The organism is Candidatus Roizmanbacteria bacterium, assembly GCA_016699265.1.
Classification (GTDB): domain Bacteria; phylum Patescibacteriota; class Microgenomatia; order UBA1406; family GWC2-37-13; genus CAZLQR01.
Genome location: CP064967.1, coordinates 158,811 through 176,309, shown reverse-complemented (window position 1 = coordinate 176,309; position 17,499 = coordinate 158,811). Strand labels below are relative to the sequence as shown.

16 protein-coding genes are annotated in these 17,499 nt (G+C 42.5%); 13 read left to right on the top strand and 3 right to left on the bottom strand.

Annotation, left to right across the window (positions count from 1 at the left end):
- Positions 1–5: 5 nt before the first annotated feature.
- On the top strand, positions 6–608 hold the full coding sequence (locus IPH70_00980) for a hypothetical protein (GenBank protein QQR64093.1): 603 nt from the start codon (positions 6–8) through the stop codon (positions 606–608).
- Here IPH70_00980 and IPH70_00975 read toward each other — a convergent pair.
- On the bottom strand, positions 566–1,186 hold the full coding sequence (locus IPH70_00975; GenBank protein ID QQR64092.1) for a hypothetical protein: 621 nt from the start codon (positions 1,184–1,186) through the stop codon (positions 566–568). The genes IPH70_00980 and IPH70_00975 overlap by 43 nt on opposite strands.
- A 199-nt stretch (positions 1,187–1,385) precedes the next feature.
- Between IPH70_00975 and IPH70_00970 the strand changes: the two genes are divergently transcribed.
- From IPH70_00970 to IPH70_00920, 11 genes are all read left to right on the top strand, one after another.
- Positions 1,386–2,063, top strand: coding sequence for a DUF11 domain-containing protein (locus IPH70_00970; protein ID QQR64091.1), 678 nt, complete (start codon positions 1,386–1,388; stop codon positions 2,061–2,063).
- A gap of 1,190 nt (positions 2,064–3,253) precedes the next feature.
- Positions 3,254–3,553, top strand: coding sequence for a hypothetical protein (locus IPH70_00965; protein QQR64090.1), 300 nt, complete (start codon positions 3,254–3,256; stop codon positions 3,551–3,553).
- A gap of 67 nt (positions 3,554–3,620) precedes the next feature.
- Positions 3,621–4,064, top strand: coding sequence for a hypothetical protein (locus IPH70_00960; GenBank protein QQR64089.1), 444 nt, complete (start codon positions 3,621–3,623; stop codon positions 4,062–4,064).
- A 275-nt stretch (positions 4,065–4,339) separates the two neighbouring features.
- The gene (locus IPH70_00955; protein QQR64088.1) at positions 4,340–5,293 is read left to right on the top strand and encodes a hypothetical protein; all 954 of its coding nucleotides are present in this window, start codon (positions 4,340–4,342) and stop codon (positions 5,291–5,293) included.
- A 319-nt stretch (positions 5,294–5,612) separates the two neighbouring features.
- Positions 5,613–5,864 (top strand): hypothetical protein, encoded by a 252-nt coding sequence (locus IPH70_00950; GenBank protein QQR64087.1) that lies wholly within the window; start codon positions 5,613–5,615, stop codon positions 5,862–5,864.
- Positions 5,865–5,871: 7 nt separating this feature from the next.
- Entirely contained in the window at positions 5,872–7,236 is a 1,365-nt protein-coding gene (locus tag IPH70_00945) for a hypothetical protein (GenBank protein QQR64086.1), read from the top strand.
- Positions 7,237–7,379: 143 nt separating this feature from the next.
- The gene (locus IPH70_00940; protein QQR64085.1) at positions 7,380–8,759 is read left to right on the top strand and encodes a hypothetical protein; all 1,380 of its coding nucleotides are present in this window, start codon (positions 7,380–7,382) and stop codon (positions 8,757–8,759) included.
- Positions 8,760–8,883: 124 nt separating this feature from the next.
- The gene (locus IPH70_00935; GenBank protein QQR64084.1) at positions 8,884–10,212 is read left to right on the top strand and encodes a glycosyltransferase family 4 protein; all 1,329 of its coding nucleotides are present in this window, start codon (positions 8,884–8,886) and stop codon (positions 10,210–10,212) included.
- 95 nt (positions 10,213–10,307) lie between these two features.
- The gene (locus IPH70_00930) at positions 10,308–10,538 is read left to right on the top strand and encodes a helix-turn-helix transcriptional regulator (protein ID QQR64083.1); all 231 of its coding nucleotides are present in this window, start codon (positions 10,308–10,310) and stop codon (positions 10,536–10,538) included.
- Between the two features lie 44 nt (positions 10,539–10,582).
- Positions 10,583–12,754 (top strand): type IV secretion system DNA-binding domain-containing protein, encoded by a 2,172-nt coding sequence (locus IPH70_00925; GenBank protein ID QQR64082.1) that lies wholly within the window; start codon positions 10,583–10,585, stop codon positions 12,752–12,754.
- Between the two features lie 498 nt (positions 12,755–13,252).
- Complete coding sequence (locus IPH70_00920) at positions 13,253–13,873, top strand: hypothetical protein (protein ID QQR64081.1); 621 nt, start codon at positions 13,253–13,255, stop codon at positions 13,871–13,873.
- A 9-nt stretch (positions 13,874–13,882) separates the two neighbouring features.
- Here IPH70_00920 and IPH70_00915 read toward each other — a convergent pair whose 3' ends face one another.
- Positions 13,883–14,305: an adenylyltransferase/cytidyltransferase family protein gene (locus IPH70_00915; protein QQR64080.1), complete on the bottom strand. Its 423-nt coding sequence runs from the start codon at positions 14,303–14,305 to the stop codon at positions 13,883–13,885.
- A 90-nt stretch (positions 14,306–14,395) separates the two neighbouring features.
- Complete coding sequence (locus IPH70_00910) at positions 14,396–16,240, bottom strand: hypothetical protein (protein QQR64079.1); 1,845 nt, start codon at positions 16,238–16,240, stop codon at positions 14,396–14,398.
- A 110-nt stretch (positions 16,241–16,350) separates the two neighbouring features.
- On the opposite strand from IPH70_00910, the gene ychF reads away from it, so the two are divergent.
- Entirely contained in the window at positions 16,351–17,418 is a 1,068-nt protein-coding gene (gene ychF / locus IPH70_00905; protein QQR64078.1) for a redox-regulated ATPase YchF, read from the top strand.
- The last annotated feature ends 81 nt before the right edge of the window (positions 17,419–17,499 follow it).

Below are 17,499 nucleotides of genomic sequence, written 5' to 3'. Positions count from 1 at the left end.
CTCTCATGGCAGAAGCACCAGGATCCATAACTTTACCACCTGAACCACTCCCAACTCCCTTAGAAAGTCGCTTCGCCTCCGTAGTTACTTCATTACCACTGCGACTTGATATCAGCAAGGTAAGTCCTCTTCAAGATGCAGTTGCAACCGCAACCAATCAGCTTGCCTTGAACATACATCATCGTTTAATTCAGGAGCACCCACTAGAGCCAATCTCAGATCCTCTCAAAGCTAAAAGGCTCAGTCCAGAGGCAATTCTTGAGAATGACCAAGGCCATAGAGAAATGGAAGATATTGCAAAACAGGTTCAAAACGATCCTAAGCTCTGGCAGACTGTGGACAGGAGAATCGAGGGACTGCGAAGTCTTATGGTCGAGTTCTATAAAGCAGGTAATCCTGGAACGCAGATAATATTGGACGACCGACCACTCATTGCTCTGCTTATGGCCCTTGAACCGAAAAATCGCGATGCTTTTTACTATGATTTGGACGGAAACGGCCTCAAAAACATAATGTTGGAAAGTAGAGTTGCACGCACGGTATTCGAAAGTTTTCCTACACTTTTTCAGGACTCTGAAGGAGTTACGGTCGAACCCACTACAAAATAGCCCACAATAGCCGCTGACACAATCACATTTAGACTCTTATTGATCCCCCACATCGGAATCTCAACAATCTGATCACATAATGTAAGCGTTTCCTCAGTTACGCCACTTGTTTCATTCCCTACCAACAGAGCCACTGGAGCCTCATAGCTCGCCTTTCTGTAGTCTATGCTCTTCCCACTTTGTTCAACTGCAATAATAGTTATCGGTTTTCGGTTATCAGTTTTCAGATTCTTGCCAACATCTGAGTTCTGAGTTCTGAGTTCTGCGATAGCTTCAGCAGCCGAACTCTTATACTCCCAAGGTACTATCTTATATGTGCCTATTGAGGCTTTGACTATTTTGTGATTTGGGGGGATCTCTGTTTCGCCACAAAGATAGATTTTAGCTACGTTCAGCGCGTCGGCAAGTCGGAACAAACCGCCTACATTGTAGGTATCGTATACATTCTCAACAATGAAAAAGATTGGGTTTCGCACAGTGTCCCGATCCTGTTCCGAGGCCGCGTCCTGAGCCTGCCGAAGGACTAATTTAGCCTCCTCAGGCTTAAGATCCCGAAGCTGTTTTGAGTTCAATTTCATATCGTATTGTAACTCAAGTTGACGCGTTTAGAAAGTTGCAGGTTTAAAAGTTTGTTTCGATGGCTAACTGGTTAACTTGTTATCTAATCTTCCAAACCAAACCTTCCAACCTTCAAACCTTCCAAACCTTCAACTAGGCTTGTTGTAGACCAACCAGCCTATAGTTGACATCCATATAGTCTTATAGTATACTATTGTCATGATTAAGGGGACGCGAGTAGTAACATTTCTTTTGTCAGGTTTCTTGTTCCTTTCATTAGGTCAAGGAGCTTTAGCCCAGTACGGTCAGTACGGAGCGTACGGACCTTACGGACAGGGTGGTCAATCTAACTCTATCTTGGTTGATAAGACCGTGGGTATGAATCAGGTAACTACCAAGGGTGGAACGACCTCTACAACCTTTGTCGATAATCTTGGATCTACAGATCAGCGCTTCTTTGCTGGCCAAACCGTATCGTTCAAAATCAAGGTTAAGAATACTTCCGATCATAAATTGAGCAACATCGTGGTAAAAGACACACTTCCTACAAGTCTCGAGGCTGTAGATGTGAAGAACTACGATTTAGCAACTCGAACCATTACTCTATCGGACAACCTTGCCTTAAATGCGGGTGAGGAATATATATATACATTAAACACGAAGGTTGTGTCTCAGGAAAAACTCCCAACAGATAAGGGTGTTTTCTGTGTCTATAACAAGGCTGTAGCTTCAAATTCAATGGTAAGTGACGATGATGCTGCTCAGTTTTGTATTGAGAAAAAAGTACTCGGAGTAAAATCTCAGCCTAATGCTGGACCTGAGTATGGACTTGGATTACTAGCATTACAGATGCTTGGTCTTGGATCGGGCGCGTATCTTAAAAGACGGGTAAAGTAAGAAGCTTTTCTGAAAGGCCATCGTGTGGGCAACGAAGGCGAAACTACCCAAACTCCACACATCAACCTTCTTCAGAAATTCTTCATACTTTTTTTCATTTCAGTTTAGAGATGAAAAGGTATGAGCCCCATACCTTTTCAACCCTGGACTAAAAATCTAGGCACTTACGCTCGTAAGAGCAGCGATAGCTTGCTGCAACCTTACGTTCATAGGTGTTTGTAAGAGTGATGTGACTTATCCGTAAGCATGGATAAGCGATTATCACGCTCTTTAACAATTTGGGTATAAGGAACGAACACAATCAAGATCATTGAGTGTGGAACGGTGTTTATGAATGTAATTTTTAATTTTTAGTTTTTAATTTTTATTTCATAGGTACTGCCCCACATTCAATTGTATTTTTGGTTTTGTTTATTTTCTTTTTTTTATTCGGAATTTTTATTTTAGTCATACGTCGTAGTAGCTCTCTCATCAATTGTTCAGTTTTTGAACTTTGGATTTTGTTTGATATTTGAACTTTGTTCTTTGTCATTCACATAGAGATAGAGCTCCGCGTGGAACTAACCGTCACAAGGTCGCTTCGGTCAAGAATCGAAATCCACTCACAACCGAAAGGAGGTGATTATGGGATGTAGATACTACAACCGATCGAGACGAAGGAGGCTCCATCAAGTTCTGAAGAATTTTTTCAGACACTGAGGTTTTCTTCAAACAGGGCACGATCATCGCATCCGGCTCAGCCGAGATTGCAGTCCTACGGTATAGACCTCTGGTCTTAAGCCCGTATAATCGGTTCAGCAATCCCGCTGACACCGTGTCGAGATGACAACGTCGAAAGGAACTTCCATGACACGCAAAAAGAGAGTCTTAGTATGGCTCGTTGTATTTAACATGTTGATGGTATTCACCACCAACCGGATTGCCAGTGCGCACACAAGCGTCCTGTCCGCAGATTGCGTAGGCGTGAGCTATGAGACCGAAGGTTTCGCCGACGCGAACAGCAACTCCATCACGATCAAGATCGTGTACAAGGAGGTCACCACCTACAAGCAGCTCGTCTGGAACGGTACTCACACCAACGGTACGATCCCATTCGACTTCTCGAAAGGAGGATCAGTTGTTTTGTCAGCAAGTTGGAACACGAACGGTCACGCAGGGAATGTGTCAGAACAAGAGTTCAACGTGAACTCGTGTGTTCCGGCCACCACCACGACAACGTCAACGACGACAACAACGTCAACGACAACGACCACATCGCCGCCGACAACGACGACACAGCCGCCGCCGACAACGACGACACAGCCGCCGCCGACAACGACCACATCGCCGCCGACAACGACCACATCGCCGCCGACAACGACCACATCGCCGCCGCCGCAGCTAACGCTGCCTCCGACGCTGTAGTACAACGGCCCCATCAGGGCACGATCATCGCAGCCGACTTCGGTCGAGCTTGCAGTCCTACGGTAAGTCTTCGGACAATCCCGTAAAATCGGTTCAGCAACCCCGCTGATACCGTGTCGAGATGACAAGTACTAATCGTCGAAAGGACGTGTTATGAATCCCACCAACGAAGAACTGATCCAATGGGTCAAGGAGCAGACCAACAAGAAGGTCTTGCGTCGGTGCGCACAAGGTCTCTTACTGTCCAGCAATGGATCCAAGAAGGCTCTGAAGGAGTGCATCGTCGCCCACCTCGAGACCCTGAACCCGGCGGATCACGCCACATGGATGCCCCTGGCAGCGACCGAAGAGAGCCTCTATGAACTCTCCAAGAACGTCCAGAAGTCCCTCGGACTGACCCTGATCAGCCTGATCTTCACCATGATCCTCGGCGCAATCGTCTTCGTGAAGAAGGACGACACCGGTTTCAACCGCGACCAGATCAGAGAGATCGTCATCCAGACGAACTACGACACCTGCGTCGCCGACGTGGAAGAGCTCAACAGCGTCATCCCCGACCCGGCCAAGTGGCTGGATTTCGTGGCTACCTGCGGCTGAGCTCAAGGTGAAGACGATAGGATATCGCCAACGATCAAACAGATCGGGTCCTTCGGAGTAAAATCCGTAAATGTGACAGCGTCATGCTCGACTCAACCTCGAACAACGTCACTGTCGTATGGTGATCGGCTCATGGAAGGGAACTCCCCTTAGTCGGCTTAAGAGCACATCACGGCTCAAACCATGAACAACCCTCGAAGGAGGTAGTGATGCGTCCCACCAATAGAAAGGGTTTCTACACCGCACTCAGTGTGGTGATTACACTCGTTTTCGGTATGCTCGCGTTCAACGCGATCACCGTGAACAACGGAACCTCGGCAGTGTCCAACCTGGACCCCGTCTGCGTGACGCAGGTCGAGCAGTGGAACGTGAAGCACCCCGGCAATCTGCAGGACGCCAACGTCCTTTGCACGACCGCTGGAACGCCCACGGACCCGACGACGGCTACGCCCGACACGACGGTCACGCCCGCAACGACCACCATGACACCCGCCACGACGGTCACAACGGCAACGGCAACGACGGTCACAACGGCAACGGCCAACACGGTCGCAATGAAGCCCACACCAAGCTTCTCCTCAACGGAGACCCACGGAGCGTGGACAATCAACGCAACCGAACGGCTCGCCGAAAACCCGATCGTGATGGCCTGGATGGACCGCCTGCAGGACCCAGCCCCCGAGATGTGGAAGACATTCCCGAACGTCCCCAACACGGATGTACCGGAATTCCGCGTCGTCGACGGCACACAGGTTCCTGACGGAATGGAGTACGGCACGTATGACAGCCCGTATTGCTACACCGATCCCTGCGACTTCATCGTCGGAGCTTGGGAGTATCGCTACTACAGCGGTCCCTACAACTTCGAAGGTTTCGAGTGCGGCATGGTCGGTTCGGATCAGGGTTGCTTGTTGCTCGTCATCAACGTGATGGATCAGTCCTACACGTTCCGCGACAACTCCTTCGACAACGGATTCACGTTGCGAGGCCGGTACTTCAACGGAGATGCACTCGAATGGGGTGTCTGGGGACTGGTTTCCCACGGTTCGGCGAACATGCTGAACATGCCCACGATGGCTCATCCGGACGAAGTCCTGAACAGCGGTGATCCCGGCAACAGCGGTGCAAACTGCGGTACACCACAAGGGTGTAATAGCGTGAACGTTCGCGTTCTCGTCTATGCAGGCGATGCGTTGATCTCCGTTTTGGAGACCACAGTCACCAAGTGACACCACAAAAGAGGCTACCTCAACCTAGGTCCCGAAGCCTAGAGCCTGTCTCGATGCAAATCGAAACGAACTTCCAACCAGGAAGACTTGAGGAATAGTTCCTTACCCATACCGCGACGATTGTTGTGTTTTGTTCTCGACCCCCGTCGGAACTCCAGCCCCCCAGCTGCAGCAAAAAACATCACAAACAACAATCGTCGCCTTACCCTTGACTACAATCTTGAAACATAGAGCGTAGAACTTTCCACTTTAAAAGTTCTACGATTCAAGTTCTATGTTTTAAGTTATTGTGTTCAGAGGTATTACAAGTTAAAAAACTATGGACAATACACAAAATAATCCTGAAATAGTATCTCGCACTGCGAGCTCTTTTCTTTTGGTAATTTTTTTGTCTTTTGCTCTTTTTTTCTCGTTGAAAAGAATAGACACATATCTCAAAAATCAGGCGATTTATCAATGTGCCTTGATTTCACGATATGAGCAAACAGATCAAAAGACCGGTACAAAAGTGAGCTACCCAGTTGCAGATGTATATAAACAGTGTCTTAAGGATAAAGGAATTCTGAGATAATTAACGGATGCTACGGTTTTTAAAAAGAAACATCTACTCAATCCTTATCATTATCATTGTTTCTGCCGTAGCCTATCTCACCTATAAGCCAAATACCTTCTTAACCGGATGGGATACGCTTCATCCCGAGCTCAACTTTAGTCTCAACTTCGAACGTATGTTTAATGGTGTATGGCGTGAGGAACAAGGTCTTGGGGCAGTCGCTGGACACTCGCACATGGCGGATCTACCACGAGTAGTCATACTTTGGTTGCTTCATTTTGCACTTCCACTTAGCTCTCTTCGCTATTTTTATGTTTTTCTTTGTTTACTTTTTGGACCTTTGGGAATGTACTTTCTTCTAAAGCAGATATTAGAACGTAGAACTCGAAACATAGAACATGAGGAAGTTCTAAGTTCTAAGCTCTATGCTACAAGCACAGTCGCCTTCATAGGTTCTCTGTTTTATCTCTTTAATCCCGGTACTGTTCAGCAATTTTACGCTCCGTTTGAGATGTTCACTTCGCAGTATGCGGCTCTACCGTGGATTGTACTTTTTAGTCTAAAGTACCTAGAACACAGTTCAAACAAAAAAAATCTGTGGTTATTTGGATTAGTAACGCTACTTGCCATGCCTCAGGCGTATGCCGCCCATCTTTGGTATGCATTTTTTGGCGTTTACCTTCTCTTCCTAATTATTTATACCGTTTTAAATCGTAATTCTTATCACAACGCAACGTCGGGAGTAAAATCTGGCAATGCGCTACCTTCGGTCGTTGGATCCTTCACTAACAATCAGGATGACAAAAAACAGTTCGGGATGACAAAAAAAGCAGTAACCCTTCTACTTTTAACACTCCTTATAAATAGTTTATGGCTTCTCCCCAATATCTATTACATAGCAACCTCATCATCCGTCCCCAAGGAAAGTAAGCAGAATCGCATCTTCTCACAGGAGTACCGAGTTCGCAATCAAGAAAATGGCTATATTCAGGATGTCGCCCTTGTACGCGGTTTCTACTTTCAGTGGTCTGTGTTCAATTTTGAGAAAAATCGTTTTGAGTACCTTATGCCTGAGTGGCGAGATCATCTCAATAATCCCGTCGTTGCCAGTGTTGGATATGGATTTTTTGCTCTATCTCTTTTCGGTATTTACCTAGCGATAAAAGAAAAGAACCGAGTTTTGAAGTCTCTACTGCCCTTTTACATACTGCCTTTCACGCTACTTATGAACAGTACTCCTCCATTCAGCTGGCTCTTTAATATTCTTCTCAAATTTTCGGTTTTTGAAGAGGCGCTCCGTTTTGTCTTTACAAAACTATCGATTCTATTAATTTTCGGATACGCTTATATTTATTTCGTACGCTCTTCTATGGATCATCTCAAAGTTTAAAAATAGGAAACAAACTTATCCCGCCATATTTCTTTTGATTTGTGCCGTTCTTATATACGGATTTCCTTTACTACGAGGTAATTTAATCTCCGATAAATTTAAGGTTGTAATTCCTCATCAACTACTTTGAACTTTGGAAATATATGGAATCCCAACCTATGCAGCCCGTGCTCACCCTTCCACTCCATACATTTTCAGGTTGGCAGTATTACAACTGGACTACGCCTACCGGCAAGCAGGGCTATCAGGGTTCTGGATTTATCTGGTTTGGCATGAAACAACCCGTGCTTGATAGAGACTCGGATCGTTGGAGCATTGCCAATGAACAATCGTTTAGAGAGCTTCAGTACACGCTCTATAGCCAACACTATAATCAATTTTACGCTTCTCTTGAAAAGTACGACATTGGTTATTTGGTTTGGGATACGTCGGTCATAACGCCTACTGAAAAAAACAGAAATCAAATTTTGTACCAACGCGAGACTATAGATACGATAAAGAAACTCACACAGGCTGGAAAACTTAAAAAAATTAGGCAGTTTGGTACAATCCTGATTTATAAAGTAGTTTTGCCAAAAAAACCTCAGATTCTTAAGATAAATACTCAGATCTCGCCGAGCTATCGCTGGAATTTTATTGACCAAGCATATCTTGACCATCCAGAATACATAACTACTAACAAACATCTCACCAGGCTTTTCAATTACCCTTTTCGCGACTTTCTCACCAAAACCGACAGAATAAAACCTGAACTCACGGCCTCAATTTCCGATTTAAAGCACGCGATTAAATTCTCATCAGAACGAATTATTAAAAATCAACAGGTACCAAACGTTATCTCGCTGAAAAAGGATGGGAATACATCTGTCGTTGAACTGAGAACTAAAAATTTTACACGCGGGATAGCATTGCAAAACGACACATTCCCCCACAATCTTGGTTATGCGATTGGGTTCAGATCAAAAAATATCAAGGGCCTACCACTCCGTTTTTGCATAAAGAATCTATACTCCAGTCTTTGTGACACATACGATGAGTTGTCCCATTCCTCAGTTATGACTAACGACTACTTTGTAATACCACCCTATGAGTCTGGGCATGGGTATGGCATTTACATTGATAACATCTCATATGGAGACTATGAAACAATAAATGAGCTTGAGAGCGTGACAATCTATCCACTTTACTACAATTATTTTGCTTCGCAGATAGACGTTTCGGGAGTACGAAAAGAACTTAAGGTACTTCATAACGGCTCTGCTTTTAACGATGGTTGGATCGCATTCCAATTTCAAATTTCAAATTTCAAATTTCAAATTTTGAAGGATCATGTATTGGTGAATAACTGGGAAAACGGCTGGGTATTGAGCAATCAGTCGACAGATATCGGCGGTCAGGATCTGAAGACTGAAAACCGACAACTGATAACTATATTCTGGCCTCAATATCTTGAGTATCTTGGATTTCTGCTTCTTCTCGCCACCCTTGTAACTCTCTCATTTAACTACAAAAAGAAGTCTTAACCCTAATTCGTATTTTTTAATTTTTATTAAATTTTTAAAAATTACTAATTCAATACAAATTACAAATTACAAACTATAAATTACTGAGATTTGGCTTCAATTGTGGTATAATAAAAGCTTCATCATGAAAAAAAGGCGCCTGCCCTTAAATGACGAAAACACACTTCTAGTGGTCACTAGCTTCCCTGAAAACGACCACGAAGCTCTTCCTTTGGCTATCCATGCGAAACGATCGCTCATTGAGCTTTCTAAAAAGCAGAATATCTTAGTATTGGCCGAAAAACTAGGGAAGAAAATCACTCATAGTGAAAACAAAAGTCTTTTAGTACAACGTGTCTGGAGGCGAAACAATTCTCTTTCTTTACTCTCAGTACTTGGACCGGTTGTCAAATACACAAATATTAGAAATATACTCATCCAGTTTGATTTCCACGTCTATGGTGGAGTAACGCCTACCTATATCCTACCTTTTATTGTCGCTGTCATGAAGTTTTTGGGAAAACACGTTTACTTTGAGTTTCAGCACGCTCCACAGGAGTTTGCAACCTTGAAACATCACCAATTCCAGCTCTACAAACTACAGATTAAACAGACCAGATTTATGGTTCGTAAACTATGGAATCATTCTCGTATCCAGCTTACTAATCTATACCTTAAGTTTTTCTACAAAATCATCGGACTCCTCTCGGACAAGGTAATCGTATTTGAGGAAGACTTACGCGACAAGCTTAGAAAATACATTAACGCAGACAAGCTCGTAACTATTCCCGTTGGGGTAACCGAGCAACCAACAGTATCAAAAGCACTATCCAAGCGCAAGTTAGGGCTCTCGAGCAATGATTTTGTTGTGTTGGTTTTTGGTTTTTTTGACTGGCATAAAGGAACTGATTGGATCACAAAGGTATTCAACCAAATAAATACCCAGAATATGAAACTTCTTCTTGTTGGAGGAAAAAACCCGGCGCTGAAAAATAGTCCCCAGTACCAAAAATATTGCAGGGAAGTGTATAAGTTGGCCCGTGAGTCAAGTCGCACGACAATTGTTGGGTTTGTCGATGAACACAAACTTACTCAGTACTACTCAGCTGCAGACGTAGTGGCTCTTCCAAACCGAGAGTTCATGGCCGCACCATCAACCATGACGCATGCTTTAGGATTTCATAAGCCCGTGATCTTCTCAACAACATTCCTTGATTACATGAAGTCTCCCGACTTTCTCAAAGCAATGGAGGAGTCTCAGATCACCGATCGTGACCTATTTTTCTCAATTGATAAAAACGATATTCTCGACCTTCTTAAGACACTTCGATCCGATAAACATAAATATAAAAAACTAATTACTTTTTCGAAGCTATTGGCTAGAAAACGTCGCTCAACTCAACTTACCCGAGACTATCAGACTCTGGTCTCAAAATCATATACGCTCACTCCCCGCTTCGCCTTCAGCAAATAATAGATCTCATGGCTTGCTCCAACAGTTCAAAAAACACTTTTTGTTGACTATCGTCAATAGATTTCGACTAATGGCTACAGTAATGTAGCCATACTATGAAAGGTCGCGTTCTATATCGCAAATTGGGAGAAAAAATCTATACAGCACGACGAAAACGCAATATTACTCAAGAGGAGCTCTCGGTGATTACGGACGTTGACAGAACGTACATCTCGCAGATCGAGCACGGACTTCGAAATCCTTCATTTATAGTACTCGCAAAACTCGCCAGAGAACTTAAAATAAACGTGAATGAACTCATACCAAAAAAGATTGGCACAACTTAAACAGCACCCATCTAATCTCATGGTTTTTGTATAATCAAATTGAGATGTCAAAGTCACTTTCATTCTTTCATATCAAAAATCCGAAGGACGACGAAACGCCTATAGAAAGCGCTACCCAGATCTTTGCCTCTCTTCTGGCCTCACCATATGTCCCTCTGTGGAAACGTGCCATAGTTCATCCAAAGGTATATTCTGCCGAAATCTATCTACTTAATCAGTCCATTTACTTCTATTTAACAGCTCCAACGAAGAGCGACACCTTTGTTCAAAGCCTTATAACATCATCTTTTCCTCAGTCCATACTTCAAAAGACGACGGACCCGATGAACGGAATCATAAAATCAAAGCATATTGCGGTCGCAGAAATGAAGCTGAACTCATTTTTCTATCTACCCATCAAAACCTACCAAGACTTTAAGGACGTTGATCCCCTCTCTGCTCTTGTTGGATTTTTATCCAAGCAAGACCCCGATGTTCATATTGGTATACAGATACTTTGCATGCCAACCACCTTCAACTGGCAACACAAATCGGTCGAGGCCGCAAAGGTACTCTCTTATGATGCGTCAGCTGATAAATACGGACAAAATCCACAGAAATTACTCATGATGAGAAAGGCCTCATTCCAGGGTGGGAAAGTCGCAATTCGACTTATCGCAGGATCCGATAAACATGCCGACCCAATGAACTATCTTCGTAATCTTGGTGGAACCTTTGGTAGCTTCTCACTTGGTGAAGGTAATCAGTTCGTCTTCAAAAGACCACTTGTCTTTAAAAAAAGACTGTTTAAACACACTAAAAATCGTAGCTTCTTCATGAACGAACACAAATATCAGGTTCTGAATGCTCAGGAATTAGCCACACTCTGGCATCCACCCGGACTCCTACTTGCTGGAATTCGTAACATTACTTGGGGAAAAACTTTATCAGGCGAACCACCTGAGAATCTTCCGGTTGTTGACCAAAATAACGAAGAAGATAAAAAAGATCTTAACTTCTTTGCTCGAGCAGAGTTTAAGAATAAAGAGGCGATCTTTGGAATCAAAACTCGAGATCGTCGCAAGCATATGTACATAATCGGTAAAACGGGTTCAGGTAAGTCGACTCTGATCACGAACATGGCAATCGATGATATTCGTAAAGGACGAGGCGTTGGTATCGTGGATCCTCACGGCGATCTCTCAATGACTATTCTCGACTACATTCCAAAGCGTCGACTCAACGACGTTGTATACCTAGAACCATTCGATGTAGATAACGCATTTTCACTTAACGTACTCGAGGTCAAACATAAACAGCACAAAGACTTAGTAGCCTCTGGAATTGTCAGTATTTTCTTCAAGCTCTACGGTGACAGTTGGGGGCCTCGACTTGAATATATTCTCAGAAATGTCATTTTGACACTTCTTGAAGTTCCGAATGCGACGCTTGTAGACGTTCTAAAATTGCTTGCCGATGAGGAGTACCGACTAAAAGTGGTAAAAGATTACATTACCGACCCTGTTCTTAAGAATTTTTGGGATAAAGAGTTTGCAAAGATGCCTGACAAACTTCGATCAGAAGCTATTTCGCCGATTCAGAACAAGGTAGGACAGTTTGTTGCTTCGAAAATGATCCGTAACATCATTGGAAGCCCAAAATCAACCATCGATCTTGAAAAAATCATGGATGAAGGCAAAATTCTTATCCTTAATCTCTCACAAGGTAAGCTCGGAGAGGACAATGCTGCTCTACTCGGCGCCATGCTTATTACGCGCATTCAGCTTGCAGCAATGAGTCGATCCTTTCAAAAAGAAGATGATAGAAAGGATTTCTTCCTATACGTAGATGAGTTTCAGAACTTTGCGACCGCTTCGTTTATAAAGATCCTGTCTGAGGCGCGTAAGTATAGGCTCGCGCTCACTCTCGCCAATCAATATATAGATCAGCTTGAACTGCCGGTTCAAAAAGCAATTTTTGGTAATGTAGGCACCATAATCTCGTTTGTGGTAGGCGCGAAAGATGCCTACATTCTCACCAGAGAGTTTGCCGAACTTTATACTGAGAATGACCTTGTATCTCTTGGTAAATATGAGGTTGTAACCAAACTCTCAATTGACGACATGACAAGTGCGCCATTCCCAGCCAAAACACTCCCCCTCCCTGCAGTTAGCAATGACAATCGAGATAAAATCATCAAACACTCCAAGGAAAAATACACAAAAAAAACCTCCTAGATACTTGTTATTTTTTATTTCTTATATCTTATTTTATTTCTCATTTTTGTATGGATTACGAAAGATTAAACTACTATAGTAATTCAATTATCAATAATAAGTAATAAATAATAAATATATTAGCCTCATAATACTATCCTATATAAAATGCGCTTGACAAGTACCGCTACTTTTGTTTATCCTATAATTATAGTTATAAGGTAAGAAGTGCACTGTTATAAATTTAAAAAACATATCGGATTTAAAAAAAGTATCGTCACTCAAAAAATCAATCAATAGATTAAATTATTAAGAGAAGACGCTCAAAATAAAAAACCGATAAAAAACACTTATGAAATAAACAAATTTAGGTAAGGATTAAAAAATCGGGCGACGGCCCGATTTTTTTTGCCTAGGTTCGCCGAAGCCACGACGAAGGTGGCGTGTTAGCTCCCCTTCTAATCCAACTCATCAATATTCTATTGACATCGCTAAACGATTTGCTATCCTATTGTTGCTATGAACAAAAAAGTACTAGCCGTTGTTGTGGTCCTCCTCCTTCTTGCTGCAGGATATTTCTTAATGAATAAGTCGGGGTCAAATGGTGGTTCTTTAGTGACAGGAACTCAAACTCAACCGGGAAAACTTTCATTTACCTCAATACAAGATGCACTTTCGAGATCCTTGAGTCTTGAGTGCACCTTCACCGACGATAACGGAAGACAGACTAAGACGTATATGAAGGCTGGAGCAGTACGAACAGACTTTACCGGTTCAAAGGCAGAAGAGTCTGGAAGTATGATTCTTAAGGACAAAAAGATGTACTCGTGGAACGACACGACCAAACAAGGCTTTATGATGCAGGTACCTGATCTCAAGATCACTCCTACTCAAAACTCAAAAACCGGAGCTGGAAAAGGTACGAATCCTTCCGACGCCTTAGCAATGATAGAAAAATATAAGAGTAGCTGTAAGCCTGGTACGGTCGCTGACAGCCTCTTTACTCCTCCTGCAGAGATCAAGTTCACCGATTACTCAAATATGATGAAGGATCTCCAAAAGGTTGCACAGCCAACTAATGGAGCAATGAACGAAGAAAGCCTCAAGCAATTAATGGAAAAGTACGGCGCAGAAAGATAATAAAACCTCTCAAATTCCCAACCGCTTACGAATTTTAGTCCCCTCGTAGATGTGCCGTTTATAAAGTGGAACTCTGATAACCTTGTAACCAGCCTTCTCAAAAATGCCATTTGGCCATTCATTGTTCCCAAACACAACGTCAATCTTCCCTGTTTTTTTAATAAGTACCTTAAGCCACACGGCGTCATCCGGATCATCATCAACCGCCACGATAGAGACGGTTCTTCCTCGATACTTTTTTTCCGATAGAATACGTTGGATCTGCTGAAGCCGTTGTTCAAAGGAGAATGGATTTTTCTCATCTTGGACATTTGCGCTTCCTATCCCTATCACAACCTCGTCGCACTGCTCTAAAGCCCTATCGATTAAATACTGATGACCTTTGTGAATTGGCTGAAAACGTCCCAAAACGAATCCTTTCGGATAGTTCATGAAGCAATTATAACCCACCAAACTTATAAGTCTTTTGAATAAAGAGTCCTAACAAACGAACAAAACAAGATTCCCCCCCAAAAAAATATGTTAATTAGGAGCGGATATGATGACTTCTTCTCCAACTTTAGGAATGGTAAAGATCTCATATTTCCTTTTTTTCCAGTCCCACCGATACCAAATATAAGATTTGCTCGACAACTTCTCATCGAACTTAAAATTAATAATCTTGCTATCCGATTTATTGTGAGATTTTAAAACTTCAACATAAAAATTTCGTACTCTAAAATTACTCACCTCAGTGGGGAAATCCGACTTGTTAAATGTTAGTTCTAGATCTTCATATAACTTTTTCGGATCAAGCTTATTGAAATAAGATTTTACTTCTGGCTTTTCAAGTATGGTAATTTGTAGTGCATTCTCATCTACCCGCTTTACTAGTATCGGATTGTAGCCCGGCACTAAATACTGAGCACTAGTTGATGAGCCTGAGTTACGCACGAAAGGAGCATAAGCTACATAATGCATGCTTGGAGAATTAATCACAAACTGCGATCTTCCTTCCGCGTTCTTTTCGAAATCGGTAAGAATTTCGAGCTCATCCGAAAATGAATACTTTTGAACCATAGAGTTGTAGAGTCTGATTGGAGACAGTATGCCCTGCAAAACAACTGATAATATCAGTATGCAAATTGAAAAATAGGTAAACTGTTTTTTCTTTTTTCCTAAAAATAAAAATAATAGCTGCGCCACAAGGCCACTCGTGCCTAGTCCGACAAAAATAAGCAAACGTCCATCAATAATTTTAGTTGTTGAAGCGAAAAACAATGCTATAAAAGTCGAGACTATGAAATATTGAGCAACCTCATCTTTTCTAAGTATCCTGTGTAACGCCTTCCACAGCACAAATATGGCTGCAATGGACGCTGTCCAGTAAAAATATTTATCTGGAGCCTCTATAAGACTATAAAGTGAAGGATCTGGCCATGACCATAGATTTCTAGGCACAAACATACTTGGTTTGAGCCACTGCTCTATGAAAAGAATTGGAATTCGCTCGATAATCAAGCCTAAATATCGAACTGGATCGGCTACTGGATTTATGTACAGTCCCGTATTGGCCACTCCGTAACCCAGTGCAGCATAGATGACCAACCAAAAAATAAAAACGACAATATAATCTAGGACCATAAGAGAAAGCTTCTTGATATCTGACCTTTTTAGCAGTACTGAATAGAACACTATAAAGCCCAATACCGCTACTCCGGACTCCGCAGAAAGTAATGTCGTAAAAAATAGAAATAATGCCAAAAATCTGTAAAAACTTTTAGAGCTATTCACCCACATTCGATGGGTTAGAAGCGTTAACAAACCGAAAAAGAGAGCGATTAATCGATTTCTGTCTGCAAGCCATGCGATTGGACTGTAATGGTTAAAATCAGCAGTAAAAAGAAATGCGGCTACCAATGCCGTTTTCCAAGACCTGAAAATTTTTTCATAATAAAATAAAACCAACGAACATACAATCAAAAACCATAAAATGCTCTGTAGGTGCATTAGCTCTGAGGATTTTGGCCAATACACATAGTCGAGGTAGTGAGTGAGAGCAGTAACGGGTCTAAAGAAGGAAATTTTAAGATCTACGTGGGACCACCACGGTATTTGCCCTCGCTCTATAAGCCATCCCAAATTAGATCCGTCTATAAACGAGAAGGCTCTTAATAAACTTAACTGTAAATTATGTGTAAGATAAACGCGCCTTTGTATAAGATCGTCTAATAGAAACCCAGCATGAATAGAGCCTTTTGAGAGTAGCGTTCCAAGGACAATAATGAAGAAAAAATATAACGCTACCTTCCAGTTCTGCTTTTGTTCATGTCGAAGTTGATGATTTGTCGATTTTTTCTCAGAATTAAGATTTAAAGTGCTTCGCATATCTTTTTATCTACATTCCCAACTCCAATACCAACAGCGATTATATCAGTTCTTTAAAACAGTATAACCTACAAACTATTACGCACGTCCTACTGCTATAATTGAGGCTCATGAAACTTTCTATCGGGATCGTTGGACTCCCTAATGTTGGAAAATCAACTCTATTTAATGCCCTACTAAAGAAGCAGGTCGCTCTAGAGGCAAACTATCCTTTTGCTACCATTGACCCTAATGTCGGAATCATCGAGGTACCTGATGAACGGCTCCAAAAACTTGCTGAAATTGTTCACACTAGCAAAATCGTCCCCGCAGCGGTAGAGTTTTACGACATTGCGGGACTTGTAAAAGGTGCATCGCAAGGCGAAGGACTTGGTAATCAATTCCTCACTCACATACGGGAGGTGGCAGCCACCTTGCACGTCGTTCGACTTTTTGAGGATAAGGACATTATCCATGTGGATAATAAAGTTGATCCAGTAAGCGACATCCAAACCATCGAAACCGAGTTGATTTTAGCCGATCTACAGACCTTAAACAAACAAAAAGAGCCTAAAGGAACGAGCGCTCCTAAGGAGGCTTTTGTGGCATATGAAGTGGTTAAAAAACTGAAGAATCATCTCGATGGAGGCAGTCCAGCCCGCACTCTTTCACTTCACATCGAGGAAGTGGAGGCTGTGAAACCTCTCAACTTAATTACCTTTAAGCCGGTTATCTACTGTTTTAACTGCTCGCTCGAGCAGCTCGAAGATCAAGAAGGAACAAAGAAGAAAATTGAAGTCATTCTGAGTGAAACGAAGAAACTAGCGCAGCGCTCCGCTGGATCCCTCGCTAGTTCTCGGGATGACAATTTCATGCTTTTCAACCCACTCGAGGAAACAACTTTGATTACTCTGATAAAAAAAGCCTATGAAACATTGGGGCTTATCTCTTTTTTGACCGCGGGAGAAAAGGAGGCACGTGCCTGGACAATCACAAAAGGAACCCTCGCGCCTCAGGCTGCTGGAACAATCCATACCGACTTTGAAAAGAAGTTTATCAAGGCCGATGTAGTGACCTATGATGACTTCGTGAGTTGCAATGGCTGGACCGGTTCACGAGAGAAAGGAAAGGTGCAGATCTGCGGGAAAGATCACGAGATGAAGGATGGAGACGTAGTCGAGTTTAAGATAGGGTCTTAAACTCTAATTTTTTATTTATTATTTCTTATTTATTATCGATCCTTAAATCTATAGATTGAAAAATTAGAAATAAATATCAAA

Excerpts from the sequence above, each read along its gene's own strand:
- IPH70_00980 (QQR64093.1), top strand. The coding sequence starts at position 6 with ATGGCAGAAGCACCAGGATCCATAACTTTACCACCTGAACCACTCCCA.
- IPH70_00975 (QQR64092.1), bottom strand. The coding sequence starts at position 1,186 with ATGAAATTGAACTCAAAACAGCTTCGGGATCTTAAGCCTGAGGAGGCT.
- IPH70_00970 (QQR64091.1), top strand. The coding sequence starts at position 1,386 with ATGATTAAGGGGACGCGAGTAGTAACATTTCTTTTGTCAGGTTTCTTG.
- IPH70_00960 (QQR64089.1), top strand. The coding sequence starts at position 3,621 with ATGAATCCCACCAACGAAGAACTGATCCAATGGGTCAAGGAGCAGACC.
- IPH70_00955 (QQR64088.1), top strand. The coding sequence starts at position 4,340 with ATGCTCGCGTTCAACGCGATCACCGTGAACAACGGAACCTCGGCAGTG.
- IPH70_00950 (QQR64087.1), top strand. The coding sequence starts at position 5,613 with ATGGACAATACACAAAATAATCCTGAAATAGTATCTCGCACTGCGAGC.
- IPH70_00945 (QQR64086.1), top strand. The coding sequence starts at position 5,872 with ATGCTACGGTTTTTAAAAAGAAACATCTACTCAATCCTTATCATTATC.
- IPH70_00940 (QQR64085.1), top strand. The coding sequence starts at position 7,380 with ATGGAATCCCAACCTATGCAGCCCGTGCTCACCCTTCCACTCCATACA.
- IPH70_00935 (QQR64084.1), top strand. The coding sequence starts at position 8,884 with ATGAAAAAAAGGCGCCTGCCCTTAAATGACGAAAACACACTTCTAGTG.
- IPH70_00930 (QQR64083.1), top strand. The coding sequence starts at position 10,308 with ATGAAAGGTCGCGTTCTATATCGCAAATTGGGAGAAAAAATCTATACA.
- IPH70_00925 (QQR64082.1), top strand. The coding sequence starts at position 10,583 with ATGTCAAAGTCACTTTCATTCTTTCATATCAAAAATCCGAAGGACGAC.
- IPH70_00920 (QQR64081.1), top strand. The coding sequence starts at position 13,253 with ATGAACAAAAAAGTACTAGCCGTTGTTGTGGTCCTCCTCCTTCTTGCT.
- IPH70_00915 (QQR64080.1), bottom strand. The coding sequence starts at position 14,305 with ATGAACTATCCGAAAGGATTCGTTTTGGGACGTTTTCAGCCAATTCAC.
- IPH70_00910 (QQR64079.1), bottom strand. The coding sequence starts at position 16,240 with ATGCGAAGCACTTTAAATCTTAATTCTGAGAAAAAATCGACAAATCAT.
- ychF (QQR64078.1), top strand. The coding sequence starts at position 16,351 with ATGAAACTTTCTATCGGGATCGTTGGACTCCCTAATGTTGGAAAATCA.